The following is a 26,718-nucleotide window of genomic DNA, read 5'->3' on the forward strand; positions in this document are numbered from 1 at the left end:
CGCAGGTTAGTCGTCCTCTTCCTATATGAATAGATCTTCCGCGTTGCTCCTCGCTTTTGTCTTCCTCAGCGGCTGCCAGGCCATGGCACCCGTGTCGCCGGACGCTACGTCGCCGGTGGAAGACAGCACTCCCGCCCCTGAAAAACCCAAGGTTTATTCCTCGTTCAGTGAAGAAACGATCTACAGCCTGCTGACCGCTGAACTGGCCGGCCAGCGCAATCGCTTCGATATTGCGCTGGATAATTACGTGACCCAGGCCATCAACACCCAGGACCCGGGGATTTCCGAGCGAGCGTTTCGCATCGCCGAATACCTGGGCGCCGACCAGGCAGCGCTGGACACCTCGCTGATCTGGGCCAAAAACGCCCCGGATGATCTGGAAGCCCAACGCGCCGCAGCCGTGCAATTGGCGCGTGCCGGGCGCTATGACGACTCCATGGTCTATATGGAGAAGGTTCTGCAGGGCAAGGGCGACACACATTTTGACTTTCTTGCGCTATCGGCCGCCGACACCGACCAGGACACGCGCAACGGCCTGATGAAGAGTTTCGATCGCCTGCTGCAAAAGCATCCGAAGAACAGCCAGTTGATTTTCGGCAAGGCCCTGCTGCTGCAACAGGACGATGAAGCCGACGCCGCGCTCAACCTCTTGGAACAGAACCCGCCGGAAGAAGGCGAAATCGCGCCGATCCTGTTGCGTGCACGCCTGCTGCAAAGCCTTAACCGCGGCAAGGAAGCGATTCCGCTGCTGGAAAAAAGCATCAAGAAATACCCCGGCGACAAGCGCCTGCTCCTGACCTATGCACGCATGCTGGTTGAGCAGGACCGGATGGAAGACGCCAAAGTGCAGTTCGCCAACCTGGTCCAGCAATACCCGGACGACGACGAACTGCGTTATTCCCTGGCATTGGTGTGCCTGGAAGCCAAGGCCTGGGACGAGGCCAAGGGCTACCTGCAAGAGCTGATCGAACGTGACAGCCACGTGGATTCGGCGCACTTGAACCTGGGCCGCATCGCTGAAGAGCGCAACGACCCGCAGGCGGCCCTGCTTGAATACGCCCAAGTCGGCCCCGGCAATGATTATCTGCCAGCGCAGTTGCGCCAAGCCGACATCCTGATGAGCAATGGCCGCACCGACGAAGCGGAAAAACGCCTGGCCGCGGCCCGCGATGCCGAGCCGGACTATGCCATCCAGCTGTACCTGATCCAGGCCGAGACCTTATCGGCCAACAAGCAGGGCGAACGCGCCTGGAAGTTATTGCAACAGGCGTTGCTGCAATACCCCGACGATTTGAACCTGCTGTACACCCGCGCCATGCAGGCGGAAAAACGCAATGATCTGGCGCAGTTGGAGAAAGACCTGCGCCTGATTATCAAGCGTGACCCGGACAACGCCATGGCCCTTAACGCCCTGGGCTACACCTTGTCCGATCGCACCACGCGCTACGCCGAAGCCAAGGTGCTGATCGAACAAGCCCACGCGCTCAACCCGGAAGACCCGGCCGTACTCGACAGCCTGGGCTGGGTGAATTACCGCCTGGGCAACCTCGACGAGGCCGAGCGCTTGCTGCGCCAGGCGCTGGAGCGTTTCCCGGACCAGGAAGTTGCCGCACACCTGGGCGAAGTGCTCTGGGCCAATGGCAAGCAGCGCGAAGCCCGACAAATCTGGGAAAAATTCCTCAAGGAACAACCCGACAGCCCTATCCTGCGCAGCACCATCAAGCGCCTGACCGGATCCGAGACCCTTTAAGCTTATGTTCTTGCGCCACATTATCGTTTTCAGTTTCATCGCCCTGCTCGCCGGTTGCGCGGGCATCGGCAGCCGTGAATCCGTTGAAGGCCAGGGCAACCCGGCACAATGGAAACAACACAAGGACCAGCTCAGCAGCATCGATGGCTGGCAGATCGAGGGCAAGGTCGGGGTGCGTGCGCCGAAAGACTCCGGCAGCGGCACCCTGTTCTGGCTGCAACGCCAGGACTACTACGACATTCGCCTCTCGGGCCCCCTGGGTCGTGGCGCAGCCCGCCTGACTGGCAGGCCAGGGCAAGTAAGCCTGGAAGTGGCCAATCAGGGCCGCTACGAGGCAACCTCTCCGGAAGAACTGCTGGAGCAGCAGATTGGCTGGAAGCTGCCCGTCTCTCATCTGGTCTGGTGGGTCCGCGGCCTGCCGGCACCTGACAGCAAGAGCCGGCTGAGCCTCAATGGCGACAGCCGCCTCGCCACCCTGGAGCAGGATGGCTGGCAGGTCGAATATTTGAGCTACGTGGAGCAAAGCGGCTATTGGCTTCCCGAACGTATCAAGCTGCATGGCACCGACCTTGATGTCACGCTGGTGATCAAGGACTGGCAACCGCGCAAACTGGGGCAATAACGTGTCCGCACAAAAATTGACCCTGCCCTCCCCGGCCAAGCTCAACCTGATGCTGCACATCCTTGGCCGTCGTGAAGATGGCTACCACGAGTTGCAGACGCTGTTTCAGTTTCTCGACTACGGCGATGAGCTGACCTTTGCCGTGCGTGAGGATGGCGTAATCCAACTGCACACCGAATTCGACGGCGTGCCCCACGACAGCAATCTGATTGTGCGGGCAGCCAAAAAACTTCAGGCACAATCCGGCTGCCCACTTGGCATTGATATCTGGATCGACAAAATCCTGCCCATGGGCGGGGGTATCGGTGGCGGCAGCTCCAATGCCGCGACCACTTTGTTGGGCCTAAATCACTTATGGCAACTGGGCTGGGACCACGATCGCCTTGCTGCGCTGGGCCTCACGCTGGGCGCCGACGTCCCGGTTTTCGTGCGGGGGCACGCCGCATTTGCTGAAGGCGTTGGGGAGAAACTCACCCCTGTAGAGCCCGAAGAACCTTGGTATGTCGTGCTGGTGCCGCAAGTATCTGTAAGTACAGCAGAAATTTTTTCAGATCCGTTGTTGACACGTAACTCTTCTCCCATTAAAGTGCGCCCCGTTCCCAAGGGAAACAGTCGAAATGACTGCTTACCGGTTGTAGCAAGGCGTTATCCAGAGGTACGTAACGCTTTGAATTTGTTAGGTAAATTTACCGAAGCAAAATTAACCGGCACTGGAAGTTGTGTGTTTGGGGGCTTCCCAAGCAAAGCTGAAGCTGATAAAGTCTCGGCCCTTCTTACAGAGACCCTTACAGGGTTTGTAGCAAAAGGAAGCAACGTTTCGATGTTGCATCGCAAGCTGCAAAGTCTGCTCTAAAAGGAACCGAGTGTTAGGCACTCGTTGCAACAGATACAGGGGCGTCGCCAAGCGGTAAGGCAGCAGGTTTTGATCCTGCCATGCGTTGGTTCGAATCCAGCCGCCCCTGCCATTTTCTAATACTCATCCAGGTTACCCTCAGCCTCTAGGTACTGCGCGTGTCCAAGATGATGGTCTTTACGGGGAATGCCAACCCCGATCTGGCTCGACGTGTCGTACGTCAGCTGCATATCCCTCTCGGTGACATCTCTGTCGGTAAATTCTCCGACGGCGAAATTACAGCCGAGATCAATGAAAATGTCCGCGGTAAAGACGTCTTCATTATTCAGCCGACCTGCGCTCCGACCAACGATAACCTGATGGAACTCGTCGTGATGGCTGATGCCTTCCGCCGCTCCTCAGCGACTCGAATCACAGCTGTAATCCCTTACTTTGGTTATGCCCGTCAGGATCGCCGTCCGCGCTCCGCACGTGTAGCTATCAGCGCGAAAGTCGTTGCTGACATGCTGACCGTGGTAGGTATCGACCGTGTGCTCACGGTTGACCTGCACGCTGACCAAATCCAGGGGTTCTTCGATATTCCGGTAGATAACATCTACGGCTCCCCCGTCCTGGTGGATGACATCGAAGACCAGCGCTTTGAAAACCTGATGATCGTGTCCCCGGACATTGGTGGCGTCGTGCGTGCACGGGCTGTTGCCAAATCCCTGGGCGTGGACCTCGGGATCATCGACAAACGCCGTGAGAAAGCCAATCACTCTGAAGTGATGCATATCATCGGTGATGTCGAAGGGCGTACCTGTATTCTGGTTGATGACATGGTCGACACCGCCGGCACGCTGTGCCACGCGGCGAAAGCCTTGAAAGAGCACGGTGCAGCAAAAGTCTTCGCCTACTGCACACACCCTGTGCTGTCGGGCCGAGCGATCGAAAACATCGAGAACTCCGTGCTGGACGAACTGGTGGTGACTAACACCATCCCGTTGTCCGCCGCAGCTCAAGCCTGTGCACGTATCCGCCAACTGGATATTGCACCGGTCGTTGCCGAAGCGGTTCGCCGCATCAGCAATGAAGAATCGATCAGCGCGATGTTCCGTTAAGGGTCAAACCAACGGATCACCTCACTGACGAAAAGCGCCCCGCCCCAGCATTCCGCTGGGGCGGGGCTTTTTTGCCCATATCGAGTTCGGCGCTGGTCGCAAACGCCCCTCGATGATGGCTATTTTGGAGATACAACATGAACGAATTTACTCTGAACGCCCAAGCGCGTACTGACCTGGGGAAAGGTGCGAGCCGCCGCCTGCGTCACGCCGCCAACATCCCAGCCGTTGTCTACGGTGGTAACAAGCCTGCTGAATCCGTGACCATCCTGGCCAAGGAAATCGCCAAGCTGTTCGAAAACGAAGCTGCCTACAGCCACGTTATCGAGCTGAACGTCGACGGCGCCAAGCAGAACGTCATCGTTAAAGCGATGCAGCGTCACCCTTCCAAGCAGTTCATCATGCACGCTGACTTCGTTCGCGTTGTAGCTGGCCAGAAACTGACCGCCATCGTGCCTGTGCACTTTGTGGGTGAAGAAGCTCCGGTCAAGAAAGGCGGCGAGATCTCTCACGTCCTGAACGAAATCGAAGTGACCTGCCTGCCGAAAGACCTGCCTGAGTTCATCGAAGTCGACCTGTCGGCTCTGGAAATCGGCGCCATCGTTCACCTGTCCGACCTCAAGGCCCCTAAAGGCGTTGAGTTTGTCGCACTGGCTCACAGTGATGACAAAGCTGTTGCCAACGTTCACGCTCCACGCGTTGCTCCAGAAGAAGCTGAAGAAGGCGCTGCAGAGTAATTCACTCTGTATTGCCGGAGCTTGAGGAAACATCGCGGACCGAAACGTAGCGAGAAAGCGGGCGATAACGCGGCGTTTACTCTTGAGTAAATGATGTAGTGTCGTCCACTTTCGCCGCACCTGGGTACGGCGATGTTATCCACAACTCCAAAGGAAGGGCTCCTGTCGTGACTGCCATTAAACTGATCGTTGGCCTGGGAAATCCAGGCGCCGAATACGAACAGACCCGGCATAACGCGGGGGCCCTTTTTGTTGAGCGCATCGCCCACGCCCAAGGCGTCAACCTGGTGGCCGATCGCAAATATTTTGGCCTGACCGGGCGCTTCTCGCACCAGGGTCAGGATGTTCGTCTACTGATTCCCACCACCTATATGAACCGCAGCGGCCAGGCTGTCGCGGCGCTTGCGGGCTTCTTCCGGATCAAACCCGAAGAAATCCTGGTGGCCCATGACGAACTGGACTTGCCACCCGGCGTAGCCAAGCTCAAGCTCGGCGGCGGGCATGGTGGGCACAATGGCCTGCGTGACATCATCGCGCAGTTGGGCAATCAGAATAATTTTTACCGTCTGCGGCTCGGCATTGGCCACCCAGGCGTTGCCAGTATGGTTTCAAATTTCGTCCTGGGTCGTGCGCCACGCGCCGAACAGGAAAAACTCGATGCCAGCATCGATTTTGCCCTCGGCGTGCTGCCGGATATCTTCGCCGGTGAATGGAACCGTGCGATGAAAAACCTGCACAGCCAGAAGGCCTGACTCTTATCCGAGGGGAAACACCATGGGATTCAATTGCGGCATCGTCGGCCTGCCCAACGTCGGCAAGTCCACCCTGTTCAACGCCCTGACCAAGTCCGGTATTGCGGCGGAGAACTTCCCCTTCTGCACCATCGAACCCAACAGCGGCATCGTGCCGATGCCGGACCCGCGTCTTGACGCACTGGCGGCCATCGTCAATCCCAAGCGCATCCTGCCGACCACCATGGAGTTCGTCGACATCGCGGGCCTCGTCGCCGGCGCCTCGAAAGGTGAAGGCCTGGGCAACAAGTTCCTGGCCAACATCCGCGAAACCGATGCTATCGCCCATGTGGTCCGCTGCTTTGAAGACGAGAACGTGATTCACGTCTCCAACAGCGTCGACCCCAAGCGCGACATCGAGATCATCGACCTGGAACTGATCTTCGCCGACCTCGACAGCTGCGAAAAGCAACTGCAGAAAGTCGCGCGTAACGCCAAGGGCGGCGACAAGGATGCAGTGGTCCAGAAGGGCCTGCTGGAGCAGCTGATCGCGCACTTCACCGAAGGCAAGCCTGCGCGCAGCCTGATGAAGAACATGGGGGCCGATGAGAAGGCCGTGATCAAGGGCTTCCACCTGCTGACCACCAAGCCTGTGATGTACATCGCCAACGTTGCCGAAGACGGCTTCGAGAACAACCCGCTGCTCGACGTGGTCAAGGCTATTGCCGACGAAGAAGGCGCCATCGTTGTTCCGGTGTGCAACAAGATCGAAGCGGAAATCGCCGAGCTCGATGACGGCGAAGAAAAGGACATGTTCCTCGAGGCCCTGGGCCTGGAAGAGCCTGGCCTGAACCGCGTGATCCGCGCAGGCTACGAAATGCTCAACCTGCAGACCTACTTCACCGCCGGTGTCGAAGAAGTCCGCGCCTGGACCGTCAAGGTCGGCGCCACCGCGCCACAGGCTGCTGGCGTGATCCACACCGACTTTGAGAAAGGCTTTATCCGAGCTGAGGTGATCGCCTACAACGACTTCATCCAGTTCAAGGGTGAAGCCGGTGCCAAGGAAGCCGGTAAATGGCGCCTGGAAGGCAAGGACTACATTGTTAAAGATGGCGATGTGATGCACTTCCGCTTTAACGTGTAAGCACCACCGCAGTATTGACTGCGAACAAAAAGCCGATGCATTGCATCGGCTTTTTTGTGGCCGGCATTTAAGCTTACAAATAAAAACACATATCCAAATACTCAACTATCTCAGAATTCTCCTACTTACCTTTTTCGACGCTTTAACCAAACTAAAGCCGAGCACATTAAAAACTTAAACTTACAGTCATTTTCCTACATTATTCCGGCACATAACTACCTCTTCGCCGGGTGACAACTTTTATATTCTGCGTTCTACTGAGTTGGCGCTTGCACACCGTCCTTCTACAGTGAAGTACTAGCGAACAGGGAGTACACATCGATGTCGGCCTACGTCCAGAAGGATAATACAACAGACGTTTCACTCATCGATGGTCAGGAAATTGAAACCACACTTAACAACACTGCCGCGCTTAACGTTGACATCCTGCTGTTGGGAGAAACGGGTACCGGCAAAGATACGCTTGCACAACGGATTCATCGCTTATCGGGTCGACGAGGTAATTTTGTCGCCGTGAACTGTGCGGCCATCCCTGAAAGCCTGGCGGAAAGCCAGCTGTTCGGTGTCAACAGCGGCGCCTACACCGGGGCAGTGCAATCAAGGGCTGGATTTGTCGAAGCCGCCCACTTGGGTACTCTGTACCTTGATGAGATCGACAGCATGCCCTTGAGCCTGCAAGCCAAGCTACTGCGTGTGCTGGAGTGCCGCGGGGTGGAGCGCCTGGGTTCGACTCGGTTCATTTCCGTGGACATGCGCGTCATTGCATCGGCCCAGCAATCCCTGCAAATCATGGTCGACCAAGGCGCCTTCAGGCGTGATCTCTACTTTCGGCTGAATGTCGTGAACATCGAACTGCCCGCCCTGCGCGATCGGCGCGAGCGCATCATCCCGTTGTTTCTGCAGATGATTCAGGAAGAAGCAGACCAGTTCAATTGCACACCTCCATCGCCTTCTGACGGCCTGTTGCATGAACTGCTCTGCCACCCCTGGCTGGGTAATGTTCGCGAGCTACGCTCGGCGGCGAAACGGTTCGTCCTGGGCCTCCCGCCGCTCTCAGCGCCCGCCTGCCGTCAGCCGCCCCCTCAGACGGACCTGAAGGCACGCCTTCAACAAATTGAAAAAGCGTTGATTGAAGAGTCGATGTACCGTCACCAACACTGTGTGGATACCGTAGCCATTGAGCTGGGGGTTGCGAAGCGCACGCTGTATTACAGAATGAAACAATTGAACATATCATTGGCATAAGCTTGATCACGCCCGGTTCAAAAATCTTATAGTCAAAACCTCAATGATACGAGCCAGCACATGAAGAGCTGATAGTTTCTCAAATATTGAGGATCATATTTCGTTACACCTCCGCTCAAAACTTTTGGAACGCATCCGTTTTATAGGCCACACAATTATAGCTGCAAAATATGTCAACAGCGTCATATCTATGATGATGTTACGGGCAGCGAATACAATTCTTAATTCACAAAGGACCCTTATATGTCAACTATTACCTCAGGTTCGATCTATTCACAAGCGTTGGCAAACACGTCTAACCCATTCACTAAATTTAACGGAGGCACAGGAGACGGATTTGCTGGAGGTGGCGAAGATGGCGCCGAAGGCATCTTCGAAAAGATGAAGGCTGATGCCATAAAAAACGGCTGGAGAAGCGCTGAAGTGAAAAACATTCAAGGGTTGATCCGGTCGGGGTCCGGTCAATAATTATCGGGTGATCGATTACCTTTCAGGCTCTCTAGTCCGAAAGGTAATCATCCCCCCTCCCGACAGGCCAGTGTGTACGCCTGTAAAGCTGCGCCCACTTTGATCGAGTAAACCGCCATGCGAATAGCAAACGACCCTTTCTCACAGAAAGGCAGCAGTACGGAACATACCCGTGCAGCCCAGGAACAGTCGCCAGACGGTATGGATGCCAGTTTTTTCACATCGATGCTTGAACGCCCCACCAACACGACTTCTGCCAAGCCTGAAGTCTCGCTCCTTTTGACAGAGGCCTCAAAGCACCTCAGTCACTCAAGAGATGGCTTCGCAAAAATAATCCGCTCAACTAAAAAAGGTATAGATGTTGAGGCCATCAGTACTTACCCACGAGAGTTATATAGCGCACAACTCACATCACAACTCATGGTGAAATGTCTGGCCAAGACAACACAGTGCATCGACAAGATCAGTAACATGCAGTCCTGAGCATGAATAACTCTCTGCGTGTCGTTTTAGTTTTGATCATGGCTTTTATACTGAGCGGATGCGGTGACCGAGTGGAACTTCATCGCCAATTGTCCGAGCAAGAAGCCAATGAGGTCGTCGCCGAATTGGCTGATAAACATATTCGTGCGCAAAAGACCCCGGCCAAAGATGGCGTCGTCGTAACGGTCAATACAAACGACATCGGGCGCGCCGTACGTACCTTGGAAGCGGCAGGCCTTCCTCGACTTGCCCGGACCACCATGGGGGATACATTTCGCAAGGAAGGGGTCATTTCCACCCCCCTGGAAGAGCGTGCCCGCTACATCTATGCCTTATCCCAAGAGCTTGAAACCACCTTGTCCAAGATCGATGGCGTTATTGTCGCACGCGTGCATGTGGTGTTGCCCGAGCGCATTGCGCCAGGAGAGCCGGTCCAACCTGCATCTGCCTCCGTGTTTATCAAGCATGATCCACGCCTGGATCCCGACAACATCCGTGCGCGGGTCCGCAGAATGGTGGCAAGCAGTATTCCCGGGATGACCACAGCGGTGGATAACCCGCAAAAACTCACTGTGGTGTTTGTACCTGCCTCCACTTATCAGGAACAGCAACGCCTGGTGTATTTCGGCCCCTTCCTGGTGCCTGGCGACGATCTCGGCTTCTGGCGAACCAGCATAATGATTGTGCTGCTCGCTCTGGTTTCGGCCGTGGCCGCCATGATCTTCCTCCAAGCGCGGCGCAAGCGTCACTCCCAGGAGCCGGCCATTAAAGGCGACTCAGCGGGGTCAACGCATGGCACCTAGACCCGACCCCCTCATGCGTGAACAACTGGCCTGGGCTCAGTGGTGGGCTTTTCCCTGGAAGCAGGCCCACGAAGACTGGCGAGGTGAGGAGTATCGTGCGATTGAAAGGCTTTTTTACAACGGCCGGTCAGTGCCCGACAACCTGACGGGTTTTAAAGCCTGCTTGCCTGCTGCGCCTCACGCTACCGTGCTTCGGTTGGCCCTGGCCACGACGGATCAACTGAACCTGGGGCTGGCATTGGTCACGCACATATTCAATCCCGAAGCGCCATCACCATTGAGTGAAAGTCATCACCAGTGGTGCATGCGCCTCTCCATGGCGCTGCACCCCTCCATGCTGCCCCCACATTCCGATCCACTGCGACTGCTTCATAGCTGGGTTGAACCGGCTATCTGGCAGCGTCTTCGATTGCGCTTTCCCCGTACACGTGTGAGCGAGGCTGAAATAGCAAACGCCCCACTCGAACATGCAAGCGGCCGATTGAACACTCTCTGGCAGGCCGTCGTCTGGCGCGTCACGACCATGGCGAGCGGCAACACGCCCCTGTCTCGCACAGGTGAGGAAAACAGTAATGTTATGCCGACATACTATTGAGTTACGCAATGACGCATCCGGCGCACGAGGAAGCCTTATCAAGCGCGAAGAGCTTGCCCATTGGGAACACGCCAACCACCTCTTGAGCCACGCCAAGGCCCAGGCCGACGAATTGATAAGTATGGCCGAGAAAAAATGCGAGGCCATGCTTGAACAAGCCTCATTGGAAATCTGGCAACGCGCAGATGCACAACTCAAGCAATGGGAACGCGACCGTCAAACGATGCGCGACAACCTTGAACACTATGCGACCTCCATAACCAACCAGGCCATTCGCTGCTTGCTCGGCGAGACGACTGCCCCGCAAAGGCTCGCAGCACTGTTAAAGCACTTGCTGGAGAGCCAAGTTCAGGAAGTCAGCGCGACGCTGCTCTGTCATCCCCTTGATCTTGAGGAAATAAGGCAGAGCCTTGCACGCCACAAGAGCAACGCCTGGAAGTTAAGCGCCGACGACACAGTTCATCTTCAGACCCTCGTACTGAAAACAGATGAGGGCGACTTCCGTATCAGCTGGAACGCCATGCTCGACACTTTTTTCAAGCAGGATAAAGAGTACTTGATCGAGATTTAATCCTACGAACATAGAGACTTTCTTTATGTTAATCACTCAGAGCTGACTGTTTAAATTCATCCATCGACAATAGAAAACCGAGGAAAAATCATGGATTTTTTCAAAGAACTGACTCATTCGATTGCCCGAAATAAAACATCGACATACAAGGAGTTCAAAGCCGGCTTCGAAGAAAGCCTGGCCGCCGAAGACAGCGAACTATTTCACAACTTGGTAACGCGTAGAGAGGTCACCTTTGCGCTTTATAACGAGCACGGTAAAACCGTCAACCAAATGCTTAAAACAACTATTGAAAGCTTCCAGTAGATGAAGGCGCTCGTAAGTGACTGGTTGAGCAGCGGAAAGGAAAAAATCGCTCTATTTGAGGGCGACGACGAAGTCACCCTGCAACGTCAGGGAGACACCGTTTTATTGGGGGCTCAACTGACCTCTTCTCTACCCGATAACTCAGCCTTGCAAGGCTGGCTGCGCCTGGGCGCGGCCAGCTTGAATCATTTTCAAGGTGCATTGGCTCAAAAAGCCGACACGGGAGCGCTATGGGTGATTAACAGCCTGCGCGCCGACCGTGGAGAAGCCGGCCTGCTTGGCTGCCTTGAAGCCCTGCTCAACCAACGCGACACATGGCGCGCAATCAATGCACGACTTGCTCGCCCAGTTCAAAACCTCAAACCCACCCCGCTAAGTTCACGTTCGTACTAATCAGAGAACTGTCTATGTCTAACAAGACCCATAAGGGCAATCGCTCGTACCTTGGCTCGCCTGCCGTTACAGCCAAAAGAACCCACTGGCGGAATGTGTTTTTGTTTTCCTGGTTGCTGGTTTCAGCACAAAGCGCGCTGGCCGCCATCCCTTCGGAATGGAAAAACACCGCCTACGCTTATGAAGCCGAGCATAAGCCGGTGCGCGAGGTACTCGAAGATTTCGCCCAGACCTTCGGTACACAGCTGCAGATCGAGGGCCTGCTGGAAGGCATCGTCAATGGCAAGATACGCGCTAACACCCCGCAGTCATTGCTCGACCGCCTGGGGGTAGAGCATCGCTTCCAATGGTACCTGTACAACAACACGCTCTACGTCAGTACTCTGGACCAGCAAGAGTCAGCGCGCCTGGAGGTCTCCTCCGAGACCATTGCCGACCTCAAGCAAGCCCTCACTGATATCGGCCTGCTCGACAGCCGCTTCGGTTGGGGTGAGTTGCCCGACGATGGCATCGTGTTGGTCTCAGGGCCTCGGCGCTATATCGAGCAAGTCAAACAGTTCAGCAGCCAACGCCGCTCGGTGGACGAAAAACAGAGCGTGCTGAGTTTCCCGCTGAAGTTTGCCAATGCAGCGGATCGCCACGTGGATTATCGCGGCCAGAAGATCACCATTGCCGGTGTTTCCAGCATTGTGCGGGGCTTACTGGAGCCACGCTCCAACGCGACCCCCCCTGCGTTAGCCCAGCGCCCCGCCTCACAGCCCGCCCCTCTCGTACCCAACGTTCCCCGCTTGAGCAACCCGTTGCTGGGGCAGATGCTCGCTACAAACAGCACTCCCATGCCAATGGATATTGGCGCCACACTCACCCCGCGGGCGCCGGCCCCCACCAGTCGCATTCGCGTCGAAGCCGATATGCGCAATAACGCGGTGCTCATTTATGACCTGCCAGAGCGCCAGGCCATGTACCGCGAGTTGATCGCTCAACTCGATGTGGCGCGCAAGTTGGTGGAAATCGATACGATCATTCTGGATATCGAGCGCACCCAATTGCGTGAATTCGGCGTGAACTGGGGGTTTCAGAACAGCCGTTTCCGTGGTGGTGCAAATATGGCGCCCGGCACATCGCAGCAGTTGTCGATCGAGAATCGCGACCGTTTCTATGCTGACATACGCGCCCTGGAAGCCAAGGGGCTGGCGACCATGGTGTCCAACCCCTCCGTGCTCACCCTGGAAAACCAACCGGCGGTGATCGACTTCAACCGCACTCAGTACCTGACACCCGGTCGTCAGAACGCAACCATCCTGCCGGTCACCGTGGGTACCAGCGTGCAGGTCGTGCCCCGCGTCATCACCAGCCGAGGCAGCCATCAGATTCACTTGGTGGTGGATATCGAGGACGGTACGTTCGATGAGTCCAACCCCAATCGTGACCTCAATAACTTGGATGTGCGCCGCGGTAACGTCAGTACCCAGGCGGTCATGGCGGAAAAACGCTCAATGGTGGTGGGCGGATTCCATGTCACGGAAAGCACCGACAAGCACAACAAGGTGCCGCTGCTGGGCGATATCCCACTGCTGGGCAAGGCGTTGTTCTCTTCAAGCGAACGGCAGAACAATCGGCGTGAACGCCTGTTCATCATCACCCCACGCGTCATCGGCGACCAGGCCGATCCGTCCCGCTACTTGCCTCAGGCAGACCAGGCCGAGTTGCAGACGGCCCTTGCACCACTGGCCAGGCGCAACGCCCCTCACCAGCCCGAGATCAAGCGTAGCGACATCATCAGCACGTTGGCGCATCTGGTGACGGGAGAAGTGCCCAAGGCCTTCAAGTTGGCGCCCATGCCCCTGGGATTGAACACGCTGTGCAGCCCCCGCGACTTGCTGGCGCTGAACACCGAGCGCAGCCAATGGTACGCAGGCCCCGAGTACAACGTCGCCGTCGTGGTGATGCGCAACCAGTTCAACCGCAATGTGCGCATCGATGAAAAAGAATGCAGCAACTCGCAGACTTTGGCCGTCACCGTGTGGCCACGCGCCTGGTTGAAGCCGGGAGAAGAAGCCGAAGTCTTTATCGCCATGCGCCCGGTGAAGAAGGATGAACACCTCAGCGTACCGCGCCCTACCTTGATTACTCCTGTCAAAAAGGCCCGACCATGAAGCATCAATTGTTGTGCGTCACCCTGATCGGTGCGGCGCTGCTCGTCAGCGCTTGTACCCCAACATGCAAAGGCGACTCCTGCTCACGCCCGCAGTCGACCGCGCAGAAGATGGTGATCTGGTGGCCATCGCACATGCGCGTCCAGCCTGGACCGTCCGGGGAGCGCGCGGACTACCAGACGGTATCGCTGGAGCGATGAGCACGACGCAAATGCCCGGCAACCAACCCCAGGTAGTGCTGAACGACCTGGTGAGCGGCGCTGCCGCTCACCAGTCCCTCGCGCCCGGTATCAAAGTGTGCACGTTGCAGGCGGGCAATCGCCCGGGGCTGGCTCTGCATGTCGCTCGCGAAGCGTTGCAAGCCGGGCAATTGCAACGGATATTACAGCGCCGCTTTGAGCAGGCCCTGGTCTTCGAGGGGTGCTTTGTCTACCTCGATGCCCAGGGCGCCATGGTGATCTGGCACGCGCTGCCAACACCGCCCGGCAATCTGGACAGGATGCTGAGCCGGATGCTCTCGCTGGCAGGTCTCAGTGTCCTGGACCCAGGATCCATTCGCTGATCAGCGCTGGTCAAGCTCCGGGAGCTCCAGCGTCTCGCGTTTGGCGTCATCGTCCAGCTCGCGCAAGGTGCGATAGATCAACGCCACGGCCTGCAGGGTTTCGCGAGGAATGCTGGCTCCCAACTTTTTGGTGTAGATCGTACGCGCCAACCACACACACTGAATCACGGGCACCTCGGCGGCCTTCGCGCGCGCGATCAGTTTTCGCGCCTCGTCGTCCGTGCCTTTACTGATCAGCAGGGGCAGAGGCGTCTTGCCAGGACGGTAATACAGGGCGACCGCAAAGTGCGTCGGGTTGACTACCAGCATGTCTGCCTCTTCCAGCTTGGGCAGTTTGACCTTCGGTTCCTCCTGGGCCAATTGCTGCGCCAACTGACGGCGCTGCCCCTTCACATGAGGGTCGCCTTCCATGTCTTTGTATTCTTTGACGACCTCAACCTGTGTCATGCGCATACGCTTGGCGAAGAAGTGCTTCTGCAACGTCAGATCGATCAACGCCAACACCAGCAACAGCCCCAGGCAGGCATGCAGCAAGTGACGGAACAACGCGATCAGCGCCAGTAGGTAACTCTGCAGATCGCTGTTGGCAAGATTGATCAACGCCCCCAAAGAGGGCCAAACCACCACGTACACAATCAGGCCCAGGAGGAACGCCTTGGCTATGCTCATCAACAGATTCATCAAAGACTGGGCAGAAAACATCTGCTTGATCTGGCTGATAGGGTTGAGGCGATTGAAATCCAGCTTGAGCGTTTGCGGGGCGAACAACAAGCCGAACTGCATCCAGCTGCCAATCAGCTTCGCAGCAATTGCAAGCCCGGCCATCAGCAGAGAGAACGAGAAAAACATGACCAGGCCCTCCACCAGTACTTCTTCCAGCACTCGCACAAACGGCTGGCTCAAGCGCGACATCGGGAACACCATCAGTTGCTGAAAGCGCTGCAAACTGGTCTCGGCAGTGAACAAGGCGACTTCACTGATAGCCGTCAGTGCCAACAGCTTGCTCACATCCTGGCTTTGCGCGACCTGACCTTTCTTGCGTTGGTCACGCAGTTTCTTGGCGGACGCCGGGTGCTTTTTTTCCCCCGAATCACTCACGATGCCGAGACCGAGAACAAAAGCCCCAGATAGTGCTTAAGGTCACCCAGCTGGCTCATACGCCCGACAATAAGATCCTGCAACAATGCAAAGTACAGCAACAAAATACCGATTCCCGCCAGGCATTTGACCGGTGGCGCCAAGGTACTCACTTGCAATTGCTGGCTGTAGACGCCCAGCAACGCGATGCCAAACTCCAACAGCAACAACACGGCAATAAAGGGCGCAGCGTAAAGCATCATGTGCATGAACGTGTCACTCAGCATCCCGACAAATACGCTCATGCCATCAGCCGCTGGAAACGGAAACCACACGGTGGGTGGCCAGATCAGATAACTGTCCCAGATCACCTGGGTCAGCGTGCCCAACCCCAGAACGGCCATCAACAGGTAAATCGCCAGTTGCTTGAACATGTGCCCGATCGGTGTCGCGTCCGGCCCCAGTGACGGGTTAAGTTGGCCACCTGCCAAGGCTCCACGCTGGTTGTCCAGCAGTGCCCCGACCGACTCGAACATCCAGAACGGCATCGCCAGCAACACCCCGAGCAGCAACCCCAGGACCACTTCCTTGATCATCAGCGCACCGAGCATGATTGCTGAAGGGTCCTGCCCTGCCAAAGCTGCGTGAATACCCGGCGCGGGCAGCAGCGCCAGGACCATCACGATGGTGTGCCGAGGCAGGCCTCGCACGTGCTGAAAACAAAACGCCGCCACCAAAATGCCACAGGGGTAAATACGCGCCATGCCAATCACCAGGCTGGGCAGGTAGTCAAGATAAAGCAGCACAGGCAACGCCTCAGTTCAGGGCCGAACGGCCGATCATTTCAAACGTCAGGTTGATCAGCTGGATCAACTCAACGCCAATCCAGCGGCCCGTCAGGATCAATGTGACACCCACCGCCACCAGCTTGATACCAAAGGGTAATGTCTGGTCCTGGATCTGCATCAGTGCTTGTACCAGGGAAGTCAGTACCCCCACCACCACCGCCACGATCAGCGGCGGCGCCGACAGTACAACCACCAGCAACATGCCCTGCTTGAACAGCACGATAGGTTCCATACGCCACTCAGAGATAAGAAAGGAACAGGCTGTCGAGCAACCGCGACCAGCCAGACACCAGCACGAACAGCAGCAGCTTGAGCGGCAGGGAAATGGTCATCGGCGAGACCATCTGCATACCCAGCGCCAGCAGCAGGTTGGAAACAATAAGGTCGATCACGATGAAGGGGATGTAGATCAGGAACCCGATCTCGAACCCCGCCTGCAATTGCGAAAGCACAAAGGCCGGAATCAGCAGGATAAGATCCTCACGCTGCACCTCCTGCGCCATTTTCGCTGGCCACAGACGTGCGGTATTTTCCAATAGATGGGTCAGCACATCCGGGTCCACATTACGCAGCATGAAGGCACGCAAGGGGTTGATGGCCTCATTGCCGGTACTCAGAAACGTTTGCACGTTGGTCATGTCCAGAGGCGAAGCCTTGAGGTTCTCGGCGATCTCATACCCCACCGGTGCCATGATGAACAAGGTGGCAGCCAGGGCGATTCCGTTGATGGCCATGCTTGGAGGCACCTGTTGTACGCCGATGGCATTGCGGGTAATCATCAGCACAATCACGATTTTCAAGAAGGCTGTGCAGACAACCAACAGCATGGGCATCAACGACAACGCCCCCAGAAATACCGCCAGGACTACCGGGTCCAGCCCCTGAAGAATCATCGACCGAACACCACTCGGGACAACTGCAACCCCAGACGCCCGTCAACTTCCACCAACTGTCCCTGGCCGATGGGTCGATCACCGTAATACAGTCCCGCCGTGCCCGGGGCGAAACCGGCAATGCCCAATACCGAGCCGGGCACGAGGTTACGCAGCTCCCCCAGGGTAAGGTTCAGTGTTCCGCAGCGTACGTTCAGCGTCATGCTCAACTCATCGAACGGCTCGGGGCCGAATACGTCCATGACAGGTTCATCGTTTTCATGCCCCGAGTAATGAGGTACAGCTAAATCTTCGTCCACGGACATGTCCTCGATAGAAGTAAGAATGAAACGTAACCGCCCGTTGTCATCGTCAATGCCCCCGTGCAGGCGCTCTCTGCCAACCTGCACATAGCCGCTGCCCAGGGCCTGGAAAAAGGTCTGTTCAAGCACCAGCACATCACCGGTCCGCAGGCTACTGGCCTGTACAATCGGTAACCGCAGCCGCCCAAGGGTCACGGCAATTGCCAATTGAAACGACAACGGCAGTGGCGCAGCCGTGGCCCGCCAGGAACTCGCCTCGTGCAAGGCCAAAAAGCTTTCGGGGCTCAACCAGGCATAACCCTCAGCCCAGGATGCCCCCAGGGTCACGGTGAGGCGGCAGCCAAACCCCCTTGGTCGCTCGGTGTGCAGCAATCTCACATAACCCAACAACGACCGCACTTCGGGGCTCAGGTAATACTGGAACAACGCCCAGAACCAGGAGTCTGGTTCGTTGTCGGCCCCAGCGAGGGTCACCGGACACTCGCCCATCAGGCTGAGCAACGGCCCTGCCTTAGCGAGCGCCAGCACGCCGCACTGCGTGTCAAAGCACACCGCTTCACTGCCAACTGGCGCACGTCCAGGCTCAAGCCGCAGCTCACCGGCCTGACCCGCGACATGGAACGGCAGGTACAGGCCGCGCCCCAGTCGGTTGCGTGCGGCAACCAAGTCGCTCTTGATCGACGGGAATGTCAGTAGCGGTACGATCATAGGTTGCCGACGCTTGGCACAAGTACGCTGACTGGCCGCCCCAGCGCTTGCGCAAAACGTTCCTCACACTGCTGTCGTACGCCACTGAGCCACCGTGCCGTGGCGCCCTGTTCTGCTTCCAGCTCAATGGTCCAGGCGCTCTGTTCTCGGCGCACGCTGGCATTGATCCGTCCCAGACGTGGCAAGTACAACACTGCCTGCAACGGCCATTGCGAACCGGCCAATACACGCGGCGCCAGCTGTTCGGCGAGCGCCTCGATCATGGCGATACCGGATGCTGATTTTTTTCCCGATAAGGAGGCTCCCGTCCCTGTGCCCTCACGCTCATCAGCAAACAGCCGCGCAAACAGTCGCCCTTGCTCCCAGGGCACCACGCCCGCTGTTCCCGGCTCACGTTCTTCCCGTGGCTCACGCAGGGGCGGTCTTTGAGGGGGTTTATTAGCAACCTTAGTCATGCCGGCTCCCGTGCCAGTAAAAGTGATAACTCCTGTAACTTTTCGACCTGTCGCAAGCATTCGGTGGCTTGCCTCTGGGCTTTGCCAACGTGGCTTTCTTTTACTGGCCGTTGGCTGCGCAACGCCTCAAGCTGCCCCTCTTCTCGCTGGGTGCTGGCGGATAAGGAGTGTTCCTGCGCGCGCCAGGATTTCAGCCCCTTCAAGGTCAGGGTCTGGCCCTGATGCTGACTGAGCAACTGCGCACTTTGCCGGGCTTCCTCCTGCCGAGTCTGTTCAAGTGCTTCCTGGGCCTGCTGGATGTGCGCAAGCAGGGCCTGCTGCGCACGCTTGGCCTCACGCAGGGCACGCTCGGCCCGATCGGCCCGGTGCCTGCGCAGGCGCCGCAGCGTCTCCACCTCACCGAGCAGTACGTCAGAATGGGACATGGGCGGTCAGCTCCTTGAGTTGCTCCAGCGTGACAGCCATCGGTGTCGGCTCACGCAAATCCTGGCGCAGGAAACCATCCACCGCTTGGCGACTGTTCACCGCCAGGTCCGTCAGGGCATCGCTGCCAGGCTGGTACTCGCCCAGCTTGAGCATCAACTCAATCTGCTGGTACGCCGATAGCAAACGCCGCAACGCCGTGCCCGCCTGGATATCCGCAGGTTCTGCGACGTTGCTCAATATTCGTGAAAGGCTCGCCAGCACATCCACCGCCGGATAGTGCCCACGCTCGGCCAATTTGCGCGACAGCACGATATGGCCGTCAAGCAACGAACGCACTTCGTCGGCCACTGGGTCGTTCATGGAGTCCTGCTCGATCAGCACCGTGTAGATCGCTGTGATCACACCGTCACGGGTCAACCCGGCGCGTTCCACCAGACGCGGCAGCAAGCTGTACACCGAAGGCGGCAGACCACCGCGTCCCAGGGGCTCACCGGCAGCCAGGCCAATTTCGCGCTGGGCCCTGGCGAAACGAGTCAGGGAATCAATCAGCAACAACACCCGTTGACCCTTGCGCCGGAAACCTTCAGCCAACGCCGTGGCGGTGAATGCAGCGCGAGCGCGCTCCATGCTGGAGCGATCAGACGTAGCACACACCAATACCGCTTTGGAGCGCAGTTGCTCATCCAGCTCATGGTCGAGAAACTCACGCAACTCGCGGCCTCGCTCGCCGATCAGGCCGAACACGATGACGTCGCATTCGACGTTACGGGCGATCTCGGCCAACAAGGTCGTCTTGCCGCAACCGGCCCCGGCGAACAGACCGACGCGCTGGCCTTCACCCAGCGTCATCAAGCCATCAATGGAACGCACCCCAGTGGCCAGGGCACGGTTGATCCGCGGGCGCTCGGTGGGTAACGGCGCTTCACACAGCACCGCACTGGTATCGGGCAGTTCAGCTTCGACAAACGCACTGGCGCCCTGCCCCGTAATCGGTCGCCCGAAACCATCCAGTACTTGGCCCAACAGCGCCTCGCTGACCTGCACACGATGCGAAACGCCCAGGCGCTCAACGCCAGCGCCCACTCGTACGCCTTCCAGATTACCCAGGGCACTGAGTACTGCATCCTGCTGATCAAAGCCGATGATTTCGGCGAGCATGAAATCGCCCGGCCCTTTTTCCACTTGGCACAAATCGCCGATGCGCGCCTGAGGCAATCGGCATTGCAGCAACATGCCATTGACGCGCTGGATGCGACCACGCATCGCCACTGGCGCAAAGCTGCTCAGCGCCTGGGCCTGGCGCTGTTGCCAGGCGTCGAGACGCGCTTGCAATTGCGTACTCACCAAAGCACCTCATAACGCTGCGCACCGTCGAAAACCACCTTGCTGTTGTCGATCAGCACCAGGCGCAGGCCGTCTATCTGATCCCCCAGAAAAAGCCGGCTGCCCTCTTCCAGAACCACGTGGCCGTTCGGTCCGCCCACTATCTGCACAATCCTGAACGGCAAGGCCTCATCGCGCACACGGACACGACTGATCACCGGCACCGCACTGTCGAATTGCTCACCAAAACGGCTGAGCATCCGCGACACCAACTCCACATCCTCCTGGGAAACATCCCCGCTCAGCACGACTTGGCCGTTGATCACCTGCAAGCCGATGCGCGGGCTCAACTCACGCTCGCCAAGCATCTTCACCAACTGTTGGCGCACATCAATCGGTGAGGCCAGTTCCTGTTTGCCAGCCACCGCAGGCATCAGCGAAGCCTGGGCCTCATGCTCCCCTGTCGAGACCATGCCCACTACGGCGATGATGATCGCCATCACCAGCACCAGGCTGATCAAGCGCTTTTGCTGCGAGGGCGCAATGGCGGACAACATCAGTGCCTGCGCGGGTTCATCCGGCGATGGCACCGCTGCGGCCGCCGGCGCCACAGGCTCGGGCCACGGTTGATCCGCCAGGGTGACGCACAACCTTACGCTGCCCACCAGAAAGGGCACGTTCAATGCCAGATTCGGGATCTGCGCCATGGCTTGCCCAGCAGCCCCGTACAACAGTTCCGCCTGGGCCTGCACCGACCAGTTAGCCTCAAAAAAGCGCAGCAACGCATGCTGCTCGGCAACCCCTGGATCGTTCAGCACCAAGTCAGCATCTGCCTGGGCGCCAATGCTCCATTGCTCGCCAAACAACGGCAACGCAGCGCCCTGGCGCTGGCCATCAAGCACCCTTAGCTCATACATTATCGAGCCCTCTTTCGTATTAACCATGGCCGCAGGCTCATGCCGCCGCCCCCCGCATCAAGGCTTCCTGGCCCAGGTCTATGCGCCCCAGGACCTTGACCTTGGATGTGCTTCCCAACTCAGCGAAAGACAGCACCGGTACATGGTTGAACTCTTCCAGCAGCAAGGTCCGCAATGGGCTGCGCAAGTCTTGCGCCACCAACATCACACTTTTGCTCTTGGCCCTTAGAACAAAGGCTTGGTTGAGCAAACTGATAAAGGCCGCGCTGTGGTTCTCGTCCAGCGCGAAAAACACGCCGGTCTGGGTCTGGCGCAGCGCCTCGCGCAGGATGTTTTCGCTCTGCGGAGATAACAGCCAGGCATGCAGGCCATCGGCCTCGCTGTACTGGTGGTAGATCTGTGCCTTGAGGGCAATGCGCGCATAGTCGGCCAGGGCTTCCGGCTCACGCTCATGCTGCCCGTACTCGATCAGCGACTCGACAATCAGCCGCACTGCTCGCAGCGGTACGCCTTCACTGGCCAGGCGTTGCAACACCGCCGAAAAACGCGAGAGCGGCATGATGCGCTGCAGTTCCTGCACCAGTTCCGGCTGGTTATGCTCAAGCCAACTCAAGATCGACTTGCTCTCCTGAATCCCCAGGAACTGCGGCCCGCTGAGCATCATTGCCTGCCTCATGCGTTCCAGGATCAGGTGCGTAGCCGTGAAGCGCTCCAGCTCTGGGTCCTCCAGCAGCGGGTCATCAGGAGGCAACCAGAGCCAATCCTGTTCATCCCGCTCAGCCAGCCCCGGTATGGCGTGCTCAGGCTCAACCGTCAGCGCCTTGCGCTCAACAGCCACATGGTTGACCACTGACGCCCTGACCATGGGCACCTCATGCACGCAAAAGCGCATTTCATCGGCGGCCAGGGAATCATCGAGTTCAACTTCGAACGGCGGCAATGTCAGGCCGATATTGGCGACCAGCGAGTTTCGCGCCTGGCGAATCCCATGAATCAGGTCCGTCACCTCAGGCGTTCCGCGCAGCACGGGGGAAAACTGCAACAGGTAGGGGCGCGACGGATCAAATCCGCGCAAGTCCTCTTTACCGTTCTCTTCAGGTCGAACGACCTCGGCGGCTTCGTTGGCGGGCTCTGCCTGTCGTTGACGCTGGCGTACCAGGTAGTAACCCACACAGCCGGTGATCAGCGCGATAAGAATAAACACCAGGGTAGGCATGCCCGGCACTAGGGCAAACGCAAGCATTCCCACCGAGGCAATCACCCAGCTCTTGGGCTCGCTGGTCATTTGCCGAGCAATTTCGACGCCCATGTTACTGACGCCTTTGCGTCCATCCGGCGCCACGCGGGTGATGATCATGCCCGCAGTCAGAGAGATCAGCAGCGCTGGAATCTGTGCTATCAGGCCATCGCCAATCGTCAGCACCGAATACAACGAAATGGAATCGGCAGCGCTCAACCCGTGCTGGAACATGCCCGTGGAGAAGCCGCCCAACAGGTTGACCACGACGATGATCAAACCGGCGATGGCGTCGCCTTTGACGAACTTCATGGCGCCATCCATGGCCCCAAACAGCTGGCTTTCACGCGACAGCTGATCGCGTTTGTCGCGCGCCTGCACACCGTCAATCAACCCGGCACGCAAATCGCTGTCGATAGACATCTGCTTACCCGGCATTGCATCCAGGCTAAATCGCGCCGCGACCTCGGCAACCCGCTCCGAACCCTTGGTGATCACCAGGAAGTTGACCAGGGTCAGGATCAGGAAGATCACCATCCCCACCGCCAGGTTTCCCCCCACCACAAAATTGCCGAACGCCTCAACGATGTCACCGGCGTCCTGTTCCAACAAGATCAGGCGCGTGGTCGCGATCGACAGCGCCAATCGAAACATAGTGGTCAACAACAGGATCGACGGGAACGACGAGAACGCCAAAGGGCCCGGTAGATAAAGCGCCAGTACGATCAACAGGCAAGATATGCAGATATTGAGAGCAATCAGAATATCTACCAGCCAGGTCGGCAGTGGAACGATAAAGATAAAGATAATGGCCATGACCACCACAGCGCCCAGCACTTCAGCTCGCTGTGCCACTTTGAGCAGTAAGCCATTGATGGTCGACAGCAGGGTCACGTCATAGCCTCGGCCAGCTCAGGAGAACGCTGGGTTCCGCCATCGATCCGGTTCAGTTCGTCCATCACCGCTACAAACTTGAACAAGGTTTCCTCACGGACTCTGGTGTCAGGCCACAAGGCCAAAGGTAACTGCCGGATCAGAGGGTAAAGCGCGTTGAGAGCTGTCAATTGCCTGGTAGGCGAACCACTCCCCATCTCATTCCCCAACCGCAGAATTTCATCGGCGCCTATGCCGCTGCTGGCATATCCGAGCAGGCGCTGCAGCAGCGTAACGGCCTCATCCTCCATCTCCAGGCGCTGCTTGCACGTCACGCAACTGGCCAGCACTGCGCTCAACTGCCCGCAGCTTCGCAGCCCCACCAGCAAGGAGCGCAGCAATGGTGTAGGCACCGAGGACACCAAGGCGGCAATATCGTCTGCCAGGGCTTTACGCATCACGTTAAGCCCTTCTTGAAACCCATCACCGCCGTATACACCCAGCAGGGCTTGCATCATTGTTGCCAGGGATTGGCGCGTGACCACGCTGGCGTAGTAGAGCGCACGTAGGGCCTGGCGCTCCTCGGGGTCCACGCTGGCGGCTTGCAGTGTTAAGGCGATGTTCAGGCCGGCCTGGATTTCGCCCTTGAAACGCGCCTCCAGCTTGGCGATGGCTGCGTGTGCCAGGGCCGCTTCGGATTTACGGACTTCAGCGTCCGCCTCGCTCACCACATGCTTGAGCACCACGAAAGCACGCGCCGGGTCGCCTCCGGCGAGGTCGAGCAATTTTTCGAGACTGGCGCTTTGCAGCAACTGCATCCTGATTCGGCGCGAAACCGAAGCCATGCTCGCCTGGGCCGGGTGACCCAACTGGTCATAAAGCTCCACCAGCTTTTCAGCCGCAGGCACGCGCACGCCCATTTGCCGATGGGCCAGCGGGAGCTTATTGAGCTCCACTTCCTGATTGAACAGATGGGCCAGTTCGTCGACACCCTTCGCAGGTGCAGGCACGGAGCCAGTGTTGATAACAGGTTGATCCGAGCTTTGGACCGTTTGCACATCGTTGCGAGATTCGACTTTCATGGACAGGCCAGTTCAGGAAGAGTGTTTTCCCTGTGTGGCGAGGCCCACCCATACGGTTCCATAGAAATTTGAGGCTGAGCCGGGTTTGAAAAGACTTGCACAGGCACCTGTTCCCCCGTGCAAAAGTCTGCGTAAAAACACCTCCATTCAAAATATTTATCTATGTATATCAAGCTATTAAACGATTTTTTCTCTTTGGCACACGCAGTGCAATCGGGTTCCTGTCGATACGTTTTCGACTGCGTCTACCTTAAGGAAAAAATCATGAATATCCCTATTGAAGCCTTAGTTCACCTTGGTGGCAATTCGCCTCAATTCATGCTCCATCTGACAGACGATCAACAGAAAAAACTGCGGCGCTTCATTCACAAACGGGTCCTCAACCCGGAAGACGCGGATGATCTATTGCAACTGACTTACTTGGAGGCCTGGCGCAATCGCGAGCGCTTCAGTGGTACCGCGACGCTCAGCACCTGGATGTGCGGTATCGCGCAGAACCTGATCCGCAATCACTTCCGGCGCCTGTATGCCAAGCCCTCTCATTGCGAATTCGACGAGTCGCTGTGGCATGGCCATGAAGAAAACCACAGCCTGGATTGGGAATTCGAGGTCAACCGACGCCTGGAAAATACCCTGAGCGCAATTGATCACTTGCCCACAGAGATGCGCAGAACACTGTATGCCTCCCTGGAAACCGACGGCAGTTACCAGGACACCGCCGACGTACTGGACATTCCTATCGGCACCGTGCGCTCGCGCCTGTCACGGGCACGCGAACAGCTCAAGCGCGTCACCCACACCCCACTGCATCAGTAAGTTGAACTAGCCAGTCAAGCGTTGGGCGACAGGGATATCTGCCCAACACTGTCGGACTGGGCCCGTGAGTAGACCCTCGAAGACGCTTAGCGCTTGCGCTCCCCTCATGCACGGTGCATTCGCCACCGCCCGTCGCCAAAATCAGCGCTTTGGCTTAAACAGTTGAAAGCGTAGAAAAATTTTCAACAAAAACGCTTGACGCATTGCCGTTCCAAGCGAATAATGCGCGCCACTTGGCTACATAGCTCAGTTGGTTAGAGCATAGCATTCATAATGCTGGGGTCCGGGGTTCAAGTCCCTGTGTAGCCACCAAGTACTAAAAACGGCTTACCGAAAGGTAGGCCGTTTTTTTATGCGCGCAAAAAAACTCCCCAACTGTATTTTGACGCCCCCCAACCCCACTGTTAGTGTCCTGCCTCCCCTAAACACGGAGTGCCCCGATGCAACTGGACATCTACCAAGTCGACGCTTTCAGCCACCATCCCTTCGGCGGCAACCCGGCAGCGGTGTGCCCACTCACTGAGTGGCTGGCCGACGAGCAACTGCAGCAGATTGCAGCCGAGAATAATCTTTCGGAAACCGCGTTCTTTGTACCCCGTGGCGAGTTCTATGAGTTGCGTTGGCTCACGCCGGAAGTTGAGGTGGACCTGTGCGGCCATGCCACGTTGGCAGCCGCGTGGGTATTGATCCACAAGTTGGCGGACGCCCCGCAGGTTCTGCGCTTTGCCACCCGTAGCGGCGAGTTGCGGGTAACGCGCAACGGCGATGAGCTGGCGATGGATTTTCCGGCCAAAAAACCCGAACGCTGCGAGCCGCCCCACGGCATGTTGAGCGCCCTGGGGCTTGAAAACGCCGAGGTGTTTGGCACCGACGACTACATCGTGCTGGTGGAAGATGAAGCACAGGTGGCGGCTCTCACACCGGACTTTGCGCGGCTCAAAGGCCTGCCTAAACGCGGGGTTGCGGTGACCGCTAAAAGCACTCGGTTTGATTTTTTCTCGCGCTGGTTCGGCCCGAATGTGGGCGTTAATGAAGACCCGGTTACCGGCTCGGCGCACACGTCGCTGGCACCTTTCTGGGCCGAGCGCCTGGGCAAATCGCAATTGAGCGCCGAGCAAGGCGGCCAGCGTAAGGGCCAGCTGCGCTGTGAACTGCAGGGTGACCGGGTGATTATTTCCGGCAAGGCCGTGCTGTACATGCAAGGCACGATTTACCTGTAAACAACGCAGTAGCCCAAGGACC

Annotated in this window: 30 protein-coding genes and 2 tRNA genes; 21 read left to right on the plus strand and 11 right to left on the minus strand. The window is 57.7% G+C overall.

What is annotated here, in order from left to right:
• Positions 1–25: 25 nt before the first annotated feature.
• The 18 genes from MHH62_RS12795 to MHH62_RS12880 all read left to right on the plus strand — a co-directional run bounded on the left by MHH62_RS12795 (position 26) and on the right by MHH62_RS12880 (position 14,519).
• A complete protein-coding gene (locus MHH62_RS12795) occupies positions 26–1,750 on the plus strand; it encodes a tetratricopeptide repeat protein (protein WP_014716833.1) in 1,725 nt (574 codons plus the stop codon).
• 4 nt (positions 1,751–1,754) lie between these two features.
• Positions 1,755–2,372 (plus strand): lipoprotein insertase outer membrane protein LolB, encoded by a 618-nt coding sequence (lolB, locus tag MHH62_RS12800; protein WP_003188354.1) that lies wholly within the window; start codon positions 1,755–1,757, stop codon positions 2,370–2,372.
• Between the two features lie 49 nt (positions 2,373–2,421).
• The gene (gene ispE / locus MHH62_RS12805) at positions 2,422–3,225 is read left to right on the plus strand and encodes a 4-(cytidine 5'-diphospho)-2-C-methyl-D-erythritol kinase (protein WP_178114207.1); all 804 of its coding nucleotides are present in this window, start codon (positions 2,422–2,424) and stop codon (positions 3,223–3,225) included.
• Positions 3,226–3,262: 37 nt separating this feature from the next.
• Positions 3,263–3,337: transfer RNA gene (locus MHH62_RS12810), tRNA-Gln, on the plus strand.
• 46 nt (positions 3,338–3,383) lie between these two features.
• Positions 3,384–4,325, plus strand: coding sequence for a ribose-phosphate pyrophosphokinase (locus MHH62_RS12815; RefSeq protein ID WP_003171603.1), 942 nt, complete (start codon positions 3,384–3,386; stop codon positions 4,323–4,325).
• Positions 4,326–4,462: 137 nt separating this feature from the next.
• Positions 4,463–5,062, plus strand: coding sequence for a 50S ribosomal protein L25/general stress protein Ctc (locus MHH62_RS12820; protein ID WP_339233013.1), 600 nt, complete (start codon positions 4,463–4,465; stop codon positions 5,060–5,062).
• A 167-nt stretch (positions 5,063–5,229) separates the two neighbouring features.
• On the plus strand, positions 5,230–5,814 hold the full coding sequence (gene pth / locus MHH62_RS12825) for an aminoacyl-tRNA hydrolase (protein WP_010213318.1): 585 nt from the start codon (positions 5,230–5,232) through the stop codon (positions 5,812–5,814).
• A gap of 22 nt (positions 5,815–5,836) precedes the next feature.
• Positions 5,837–6,937 (plus strand): redox-regulated ATPase YchF, encoded by a 1,101-nt coding sequence (gene ychF / locus MHH62_RS12830; RefSeq protein ID WP_014716830.1) that lies wholly within the window; start codon positions 5,837–5,839, stop codon positions 6,935–6,937.
• Between the two features lie 321 nt (positions 6,938–7,258).
• Positions 7,259–8,182 (plus strand): sigma 54-interacting transcriptional regulator, encoded by a 924-nt coding sequence (locus MHH62_RS12835; protein ID WP_014716829.1) that lies wholly within the window; start codon positions 7,259–7,261, stop codon positions 8,180–8,182.
• Positions 8,183–8,425: 243 nt separating this feature from the next.
• Positions 8,426–8,650: a hypothetical protein gene (locus tag MHH62_RS12840; protein ID WP_014716828.1), complete on the plus strand. Its 225-nt coding sequence runs from the start codon at positions 8,426–8,428 to the stop codon at positions 8,648–8,650.
• Positions 8,651–9,135: 485 nt separating this feature from the next.
• Positions 9,136–9,936, plus strand: a complete 801-nt coding sequence (sctJ, locus tag MHH62_RS12845; RefSeq protein ID WP_014716826.1) for a type III secretion inner membrane ring lipoprotein SctJ — start codon at positions 9,136–9,138, stop codon at positions 9,934–9,936.
• Between the two features lie 13 nt (positions 9,937–9,949).
• Complete coding sequence (locus MHH62_RS12850) at positions 9,950–10,531, plus strand: type III secretion protein (protein WP_224796991.1); 582 nt, start codon at positions 9,950–9,952, stop codon at positions 10,529–10,531.
• Positions 10,509–11,102, plus strand: a complete 594-nt coding sequence (gene sctL / locus MHH62_RS12855) for a type III secretion system stator protein SctL (RefSeq protein ID WP_014716824.1) — start codon at positions 10,509–10,511, stop codon at positions 11,100–11,102. Before MHH62_RS12850 ends, sctL begins: the two co-directional genes overlap by 23 nt.
• Positions 11,103–11,192: 90 nt before the next feature.
• Positions 11,193–11,408 carry a hypothetical protein gene (locus MHH62_RS12860; protein ID WP_014716823.1) on the plus strand — a complete coding sequence of 72 codons (216 nt, stop codon included), beginning with the start codon at positions 11,193–11,195 and terminating at the stop codon, positions 11,406–11,408.
• Entirely contained in the window at positions 11,409–11,801 is a 393-nt protein-coding gene (locus MHH62_RS12865) for a hypothetical protein (RefSeq protein WP_014716822.1), read from the plus strand.
• A gap of 14 nt (positions 11,802–11,815) precedes the next feature.
• Positions 11,816–13,957, plus strand: a complete 2,142-nt coding sequence (sctC, locus tag MHH62_RS12870) for a type III secretion system outer membrane ring subunit SctC (RefSeq protein WP_014716821.1) — start codon at positions 11,816–11,818, stop codon at positions 13,955–13,957.
• Positions 13,954–14,157, plus strand: a complete 204-nt coding sequence (gene hrpT / locus MHH62_RS12875) for an HrpT family type III secretion system protein (RefSeq protein ID WP_014716820.1) — start codon at positions 13,954–13,956, stop codon at positions 14,155–14,157. Before sctC ends, hrpT begins: the two co-directional genes overlap by 4 nt.
• The gene (locus MHH62_RS12880; RefSeq protein ID WP_233086067.1) at positions 14,154–14,519 is read left to right on the plus strand and encodes a transcriptional regulator; all 366 of its coding nucleotides are present in this window, start codon (positions 14,154–14,156) and stop codon (positions 14,517–14,519) included. Before hrpT ends, MHH62_RS12880 begins: the two co-directional genes overlap by 4 nt.
• Here the strand turns inward: MHH62_RS12880 and sctU are convergent, their stop codons facing one another.
• The 11 genes from sctU to MHH62_RS12935 are packed head-to-tail and all read right to left on the minus strand — an operon-like array spanning position 14,520 to position 24,660.
• Positions 14,520–15,617, minus strand: coding sequence for a type III secretion system export apparatus subunit SctU (gene sctU / locus MHH62_RS12885; RefSeq protein ID WP_020301452.1), 1,098 nt, complete (start codon positions 15,615–15,617; stop codon positions 14,520–14,522).
• Positions 15,614–16,402: a type III secretion system export apparatus subunit SctT gene (gene sctT, locus MHH62_RS12890; RefSeq protein ID WP_014716817.1), complete on the minus strand. Its 789-nt coding sequence runs from the start codon at positions 16,400–16,402 to the stop codon at positions 15,614–15,616. Before sctT ends, sctU begins: the two co-directional genes overlap by 4 nt.
• 10 nt (positions 16,403–16,412) lie before the next feature.
• Entirely contained in the window at positions 16,413–16,676 is a 264-nt protein-coding gene (gene sctS / locus MHH62_RS12895) for a type III secretion system export apparatus subunit SctS (RefSeq protein ID WP_014716816.1), read from the minus strand.
• Between the two features lie 7 nt (positions 16,677–16,683).
• A complete protein-coding gene (gene sctR / locus MHH62_RS12900) occupies positions 16,684–17,337 on the minus strand; it encodes a type III secretion system export apparatus subunit SctR (protein WP_014716815.1) in 654 nt (217 codons plus the stop codon).
• On the minus strand, positions 17,334–18,347 hold the full coding sequence (locus MHH62_RS12905) for a FliM/FliN family flagellar motor switch protein (RefSeq protein ID WP_014716814.1): 1,014 nt from the start codon (positions 18,345–18,347) through the stop codon (positions 17,334–17,336). The genes sctR and MHH62_RS12905 overlap by 4 nt, the downstream gene beginning before the upstream one ends.
• Entirely contained in the window at positions 18,344–18,802 is a 459-nt protein-coding gene (locus tag MHH62_RS12910; protein ID WP_014716813.1) for a type III secretion system HrpP C-terminal domain-containing protein, read from the minus strand. Before MHH62_RS12910 ends, MHH62_RS12905 begins: the two co-directional genes overlap by 4 nt.
• A complete protein-coding gene (locus MHH62_RS12915; protein WP_014716812.1) occupies positions 18,799–19,227 on the minus strand; it encodes a YscO family type III secretion system apparatus protein in 429 nt (142 codons plus the stop codon). Before MHH62_RS12915 ends, MHH62_RS12910 begins: the two co-directional genes overlap by 4 nt.
• Positions 19,214–20,572, minus strand: coding sequence for a FliI/YscN family ATPase (locus MHH62_RS12920; RefSeq protein WP_014716811.1), 1,359 nt, complete (start codon positions 20,570–20,572; stop codon positions 19,214–19,216). Before MHH62_RS12920 ends, MHH62_RS12915 begins: the two co-directional genes overlap by 14 nt.
• Positions 20,569–21,468, minus strand: a complete 900-nt coding sequence (locus tag MHH62_RS12925) for an FHA domain-containing protein (RefSeq protein ID WP_032903971.1) — start codon at positions 21,466–21,468, stop codon at positions 20,569–20,571. The genes MHH62_RS12920 and MHH62_RS12925 overlap by 4 nt, the downstream gene beginning before the upstream one ends.
• Before the next feature lie 37 nt (positions 21,469–21,505).
• Positions 21,506–23,599: a type III secretion system export apparatus subunit SctV gene (sctV, locus tag MHH62_RS12930; RefSeq protein ID WP_014716809.1), complete on the minus strand. Its 2,094-nt coding sequence runs from the start codon at positions 23,597–23,599 to the stop codon at positions 21,506–21,508.
• Positions 23,596–24,660, minus strand: a complete 1,065-nt coding sequence (locus tag MHH62_RS12935) for a TyeA family type III secretion system gatekeeper subunit (protein ID WP_014716808.1) — start codon at positions 24,658–24,660, stop codon at positions 23,596–23,598. Before MHH62_RS12935 ends, sctV begins: the two co-directional genes overlap by 4 nt.
• A 264-nt stretch (positions 24,661–24,924) precedes the next feature.
• On the opposite strand from MHH62_RS12935, the gene MHH62_RS12940 reads away from it, so the two are divergent.
• The 3 genes from MHH62_RS12940 (at position 24,925) to MHH62_RS12950 (ending at position 26,696) form a co-directional block, all read left to right on the plus strand.
• Positions 24,925–25,476: an RNA polymerase sigma factor gene (locus tag MHH62_RS12940; protein WP_014716807.1), complete on the plus strand. Its 552-nt coding sequence runs from the start codon at positions 24,925–24,927 to the stop codon at positions 25,474–25,476.
• A gap of 235 nt (positions 25,477–25,711) precedes the next feature.
• A tRNA-Met gene (locus MHH62_RS12945) sits at positions 25,712–25,788 on the plus strand.
• Positions 25,789–25,916: 128 nt separating this feature from the next.
• The gene (locus MHH62_RS12950; protein WP_339233014.1) at positions 25,917–26,696 is read left to right on the plus strand and encodes a PhzF family phenazine biosynthesis protein; all 780 of its coding nucleotides are present in this window, start codon (positions 25,917–25,919) and stop codon (positions 26,694–26,696) included.
• The last annotated feature ends 22 nt before the right edge of the window (positions 26,697–26,718 follow it).

Source organism: Pseudomonas sp. FSL L8-0168 (assembly GCF_037976155.1).
GTDB classification, from domain to species: domain Bacteria; phylum Pseudomonadota; class Gammaproteobacteria; order Pseudomonadales; family Pseudomonadaceae; genus Aquipseudomonas; species Aquipseudomonas paracarnis.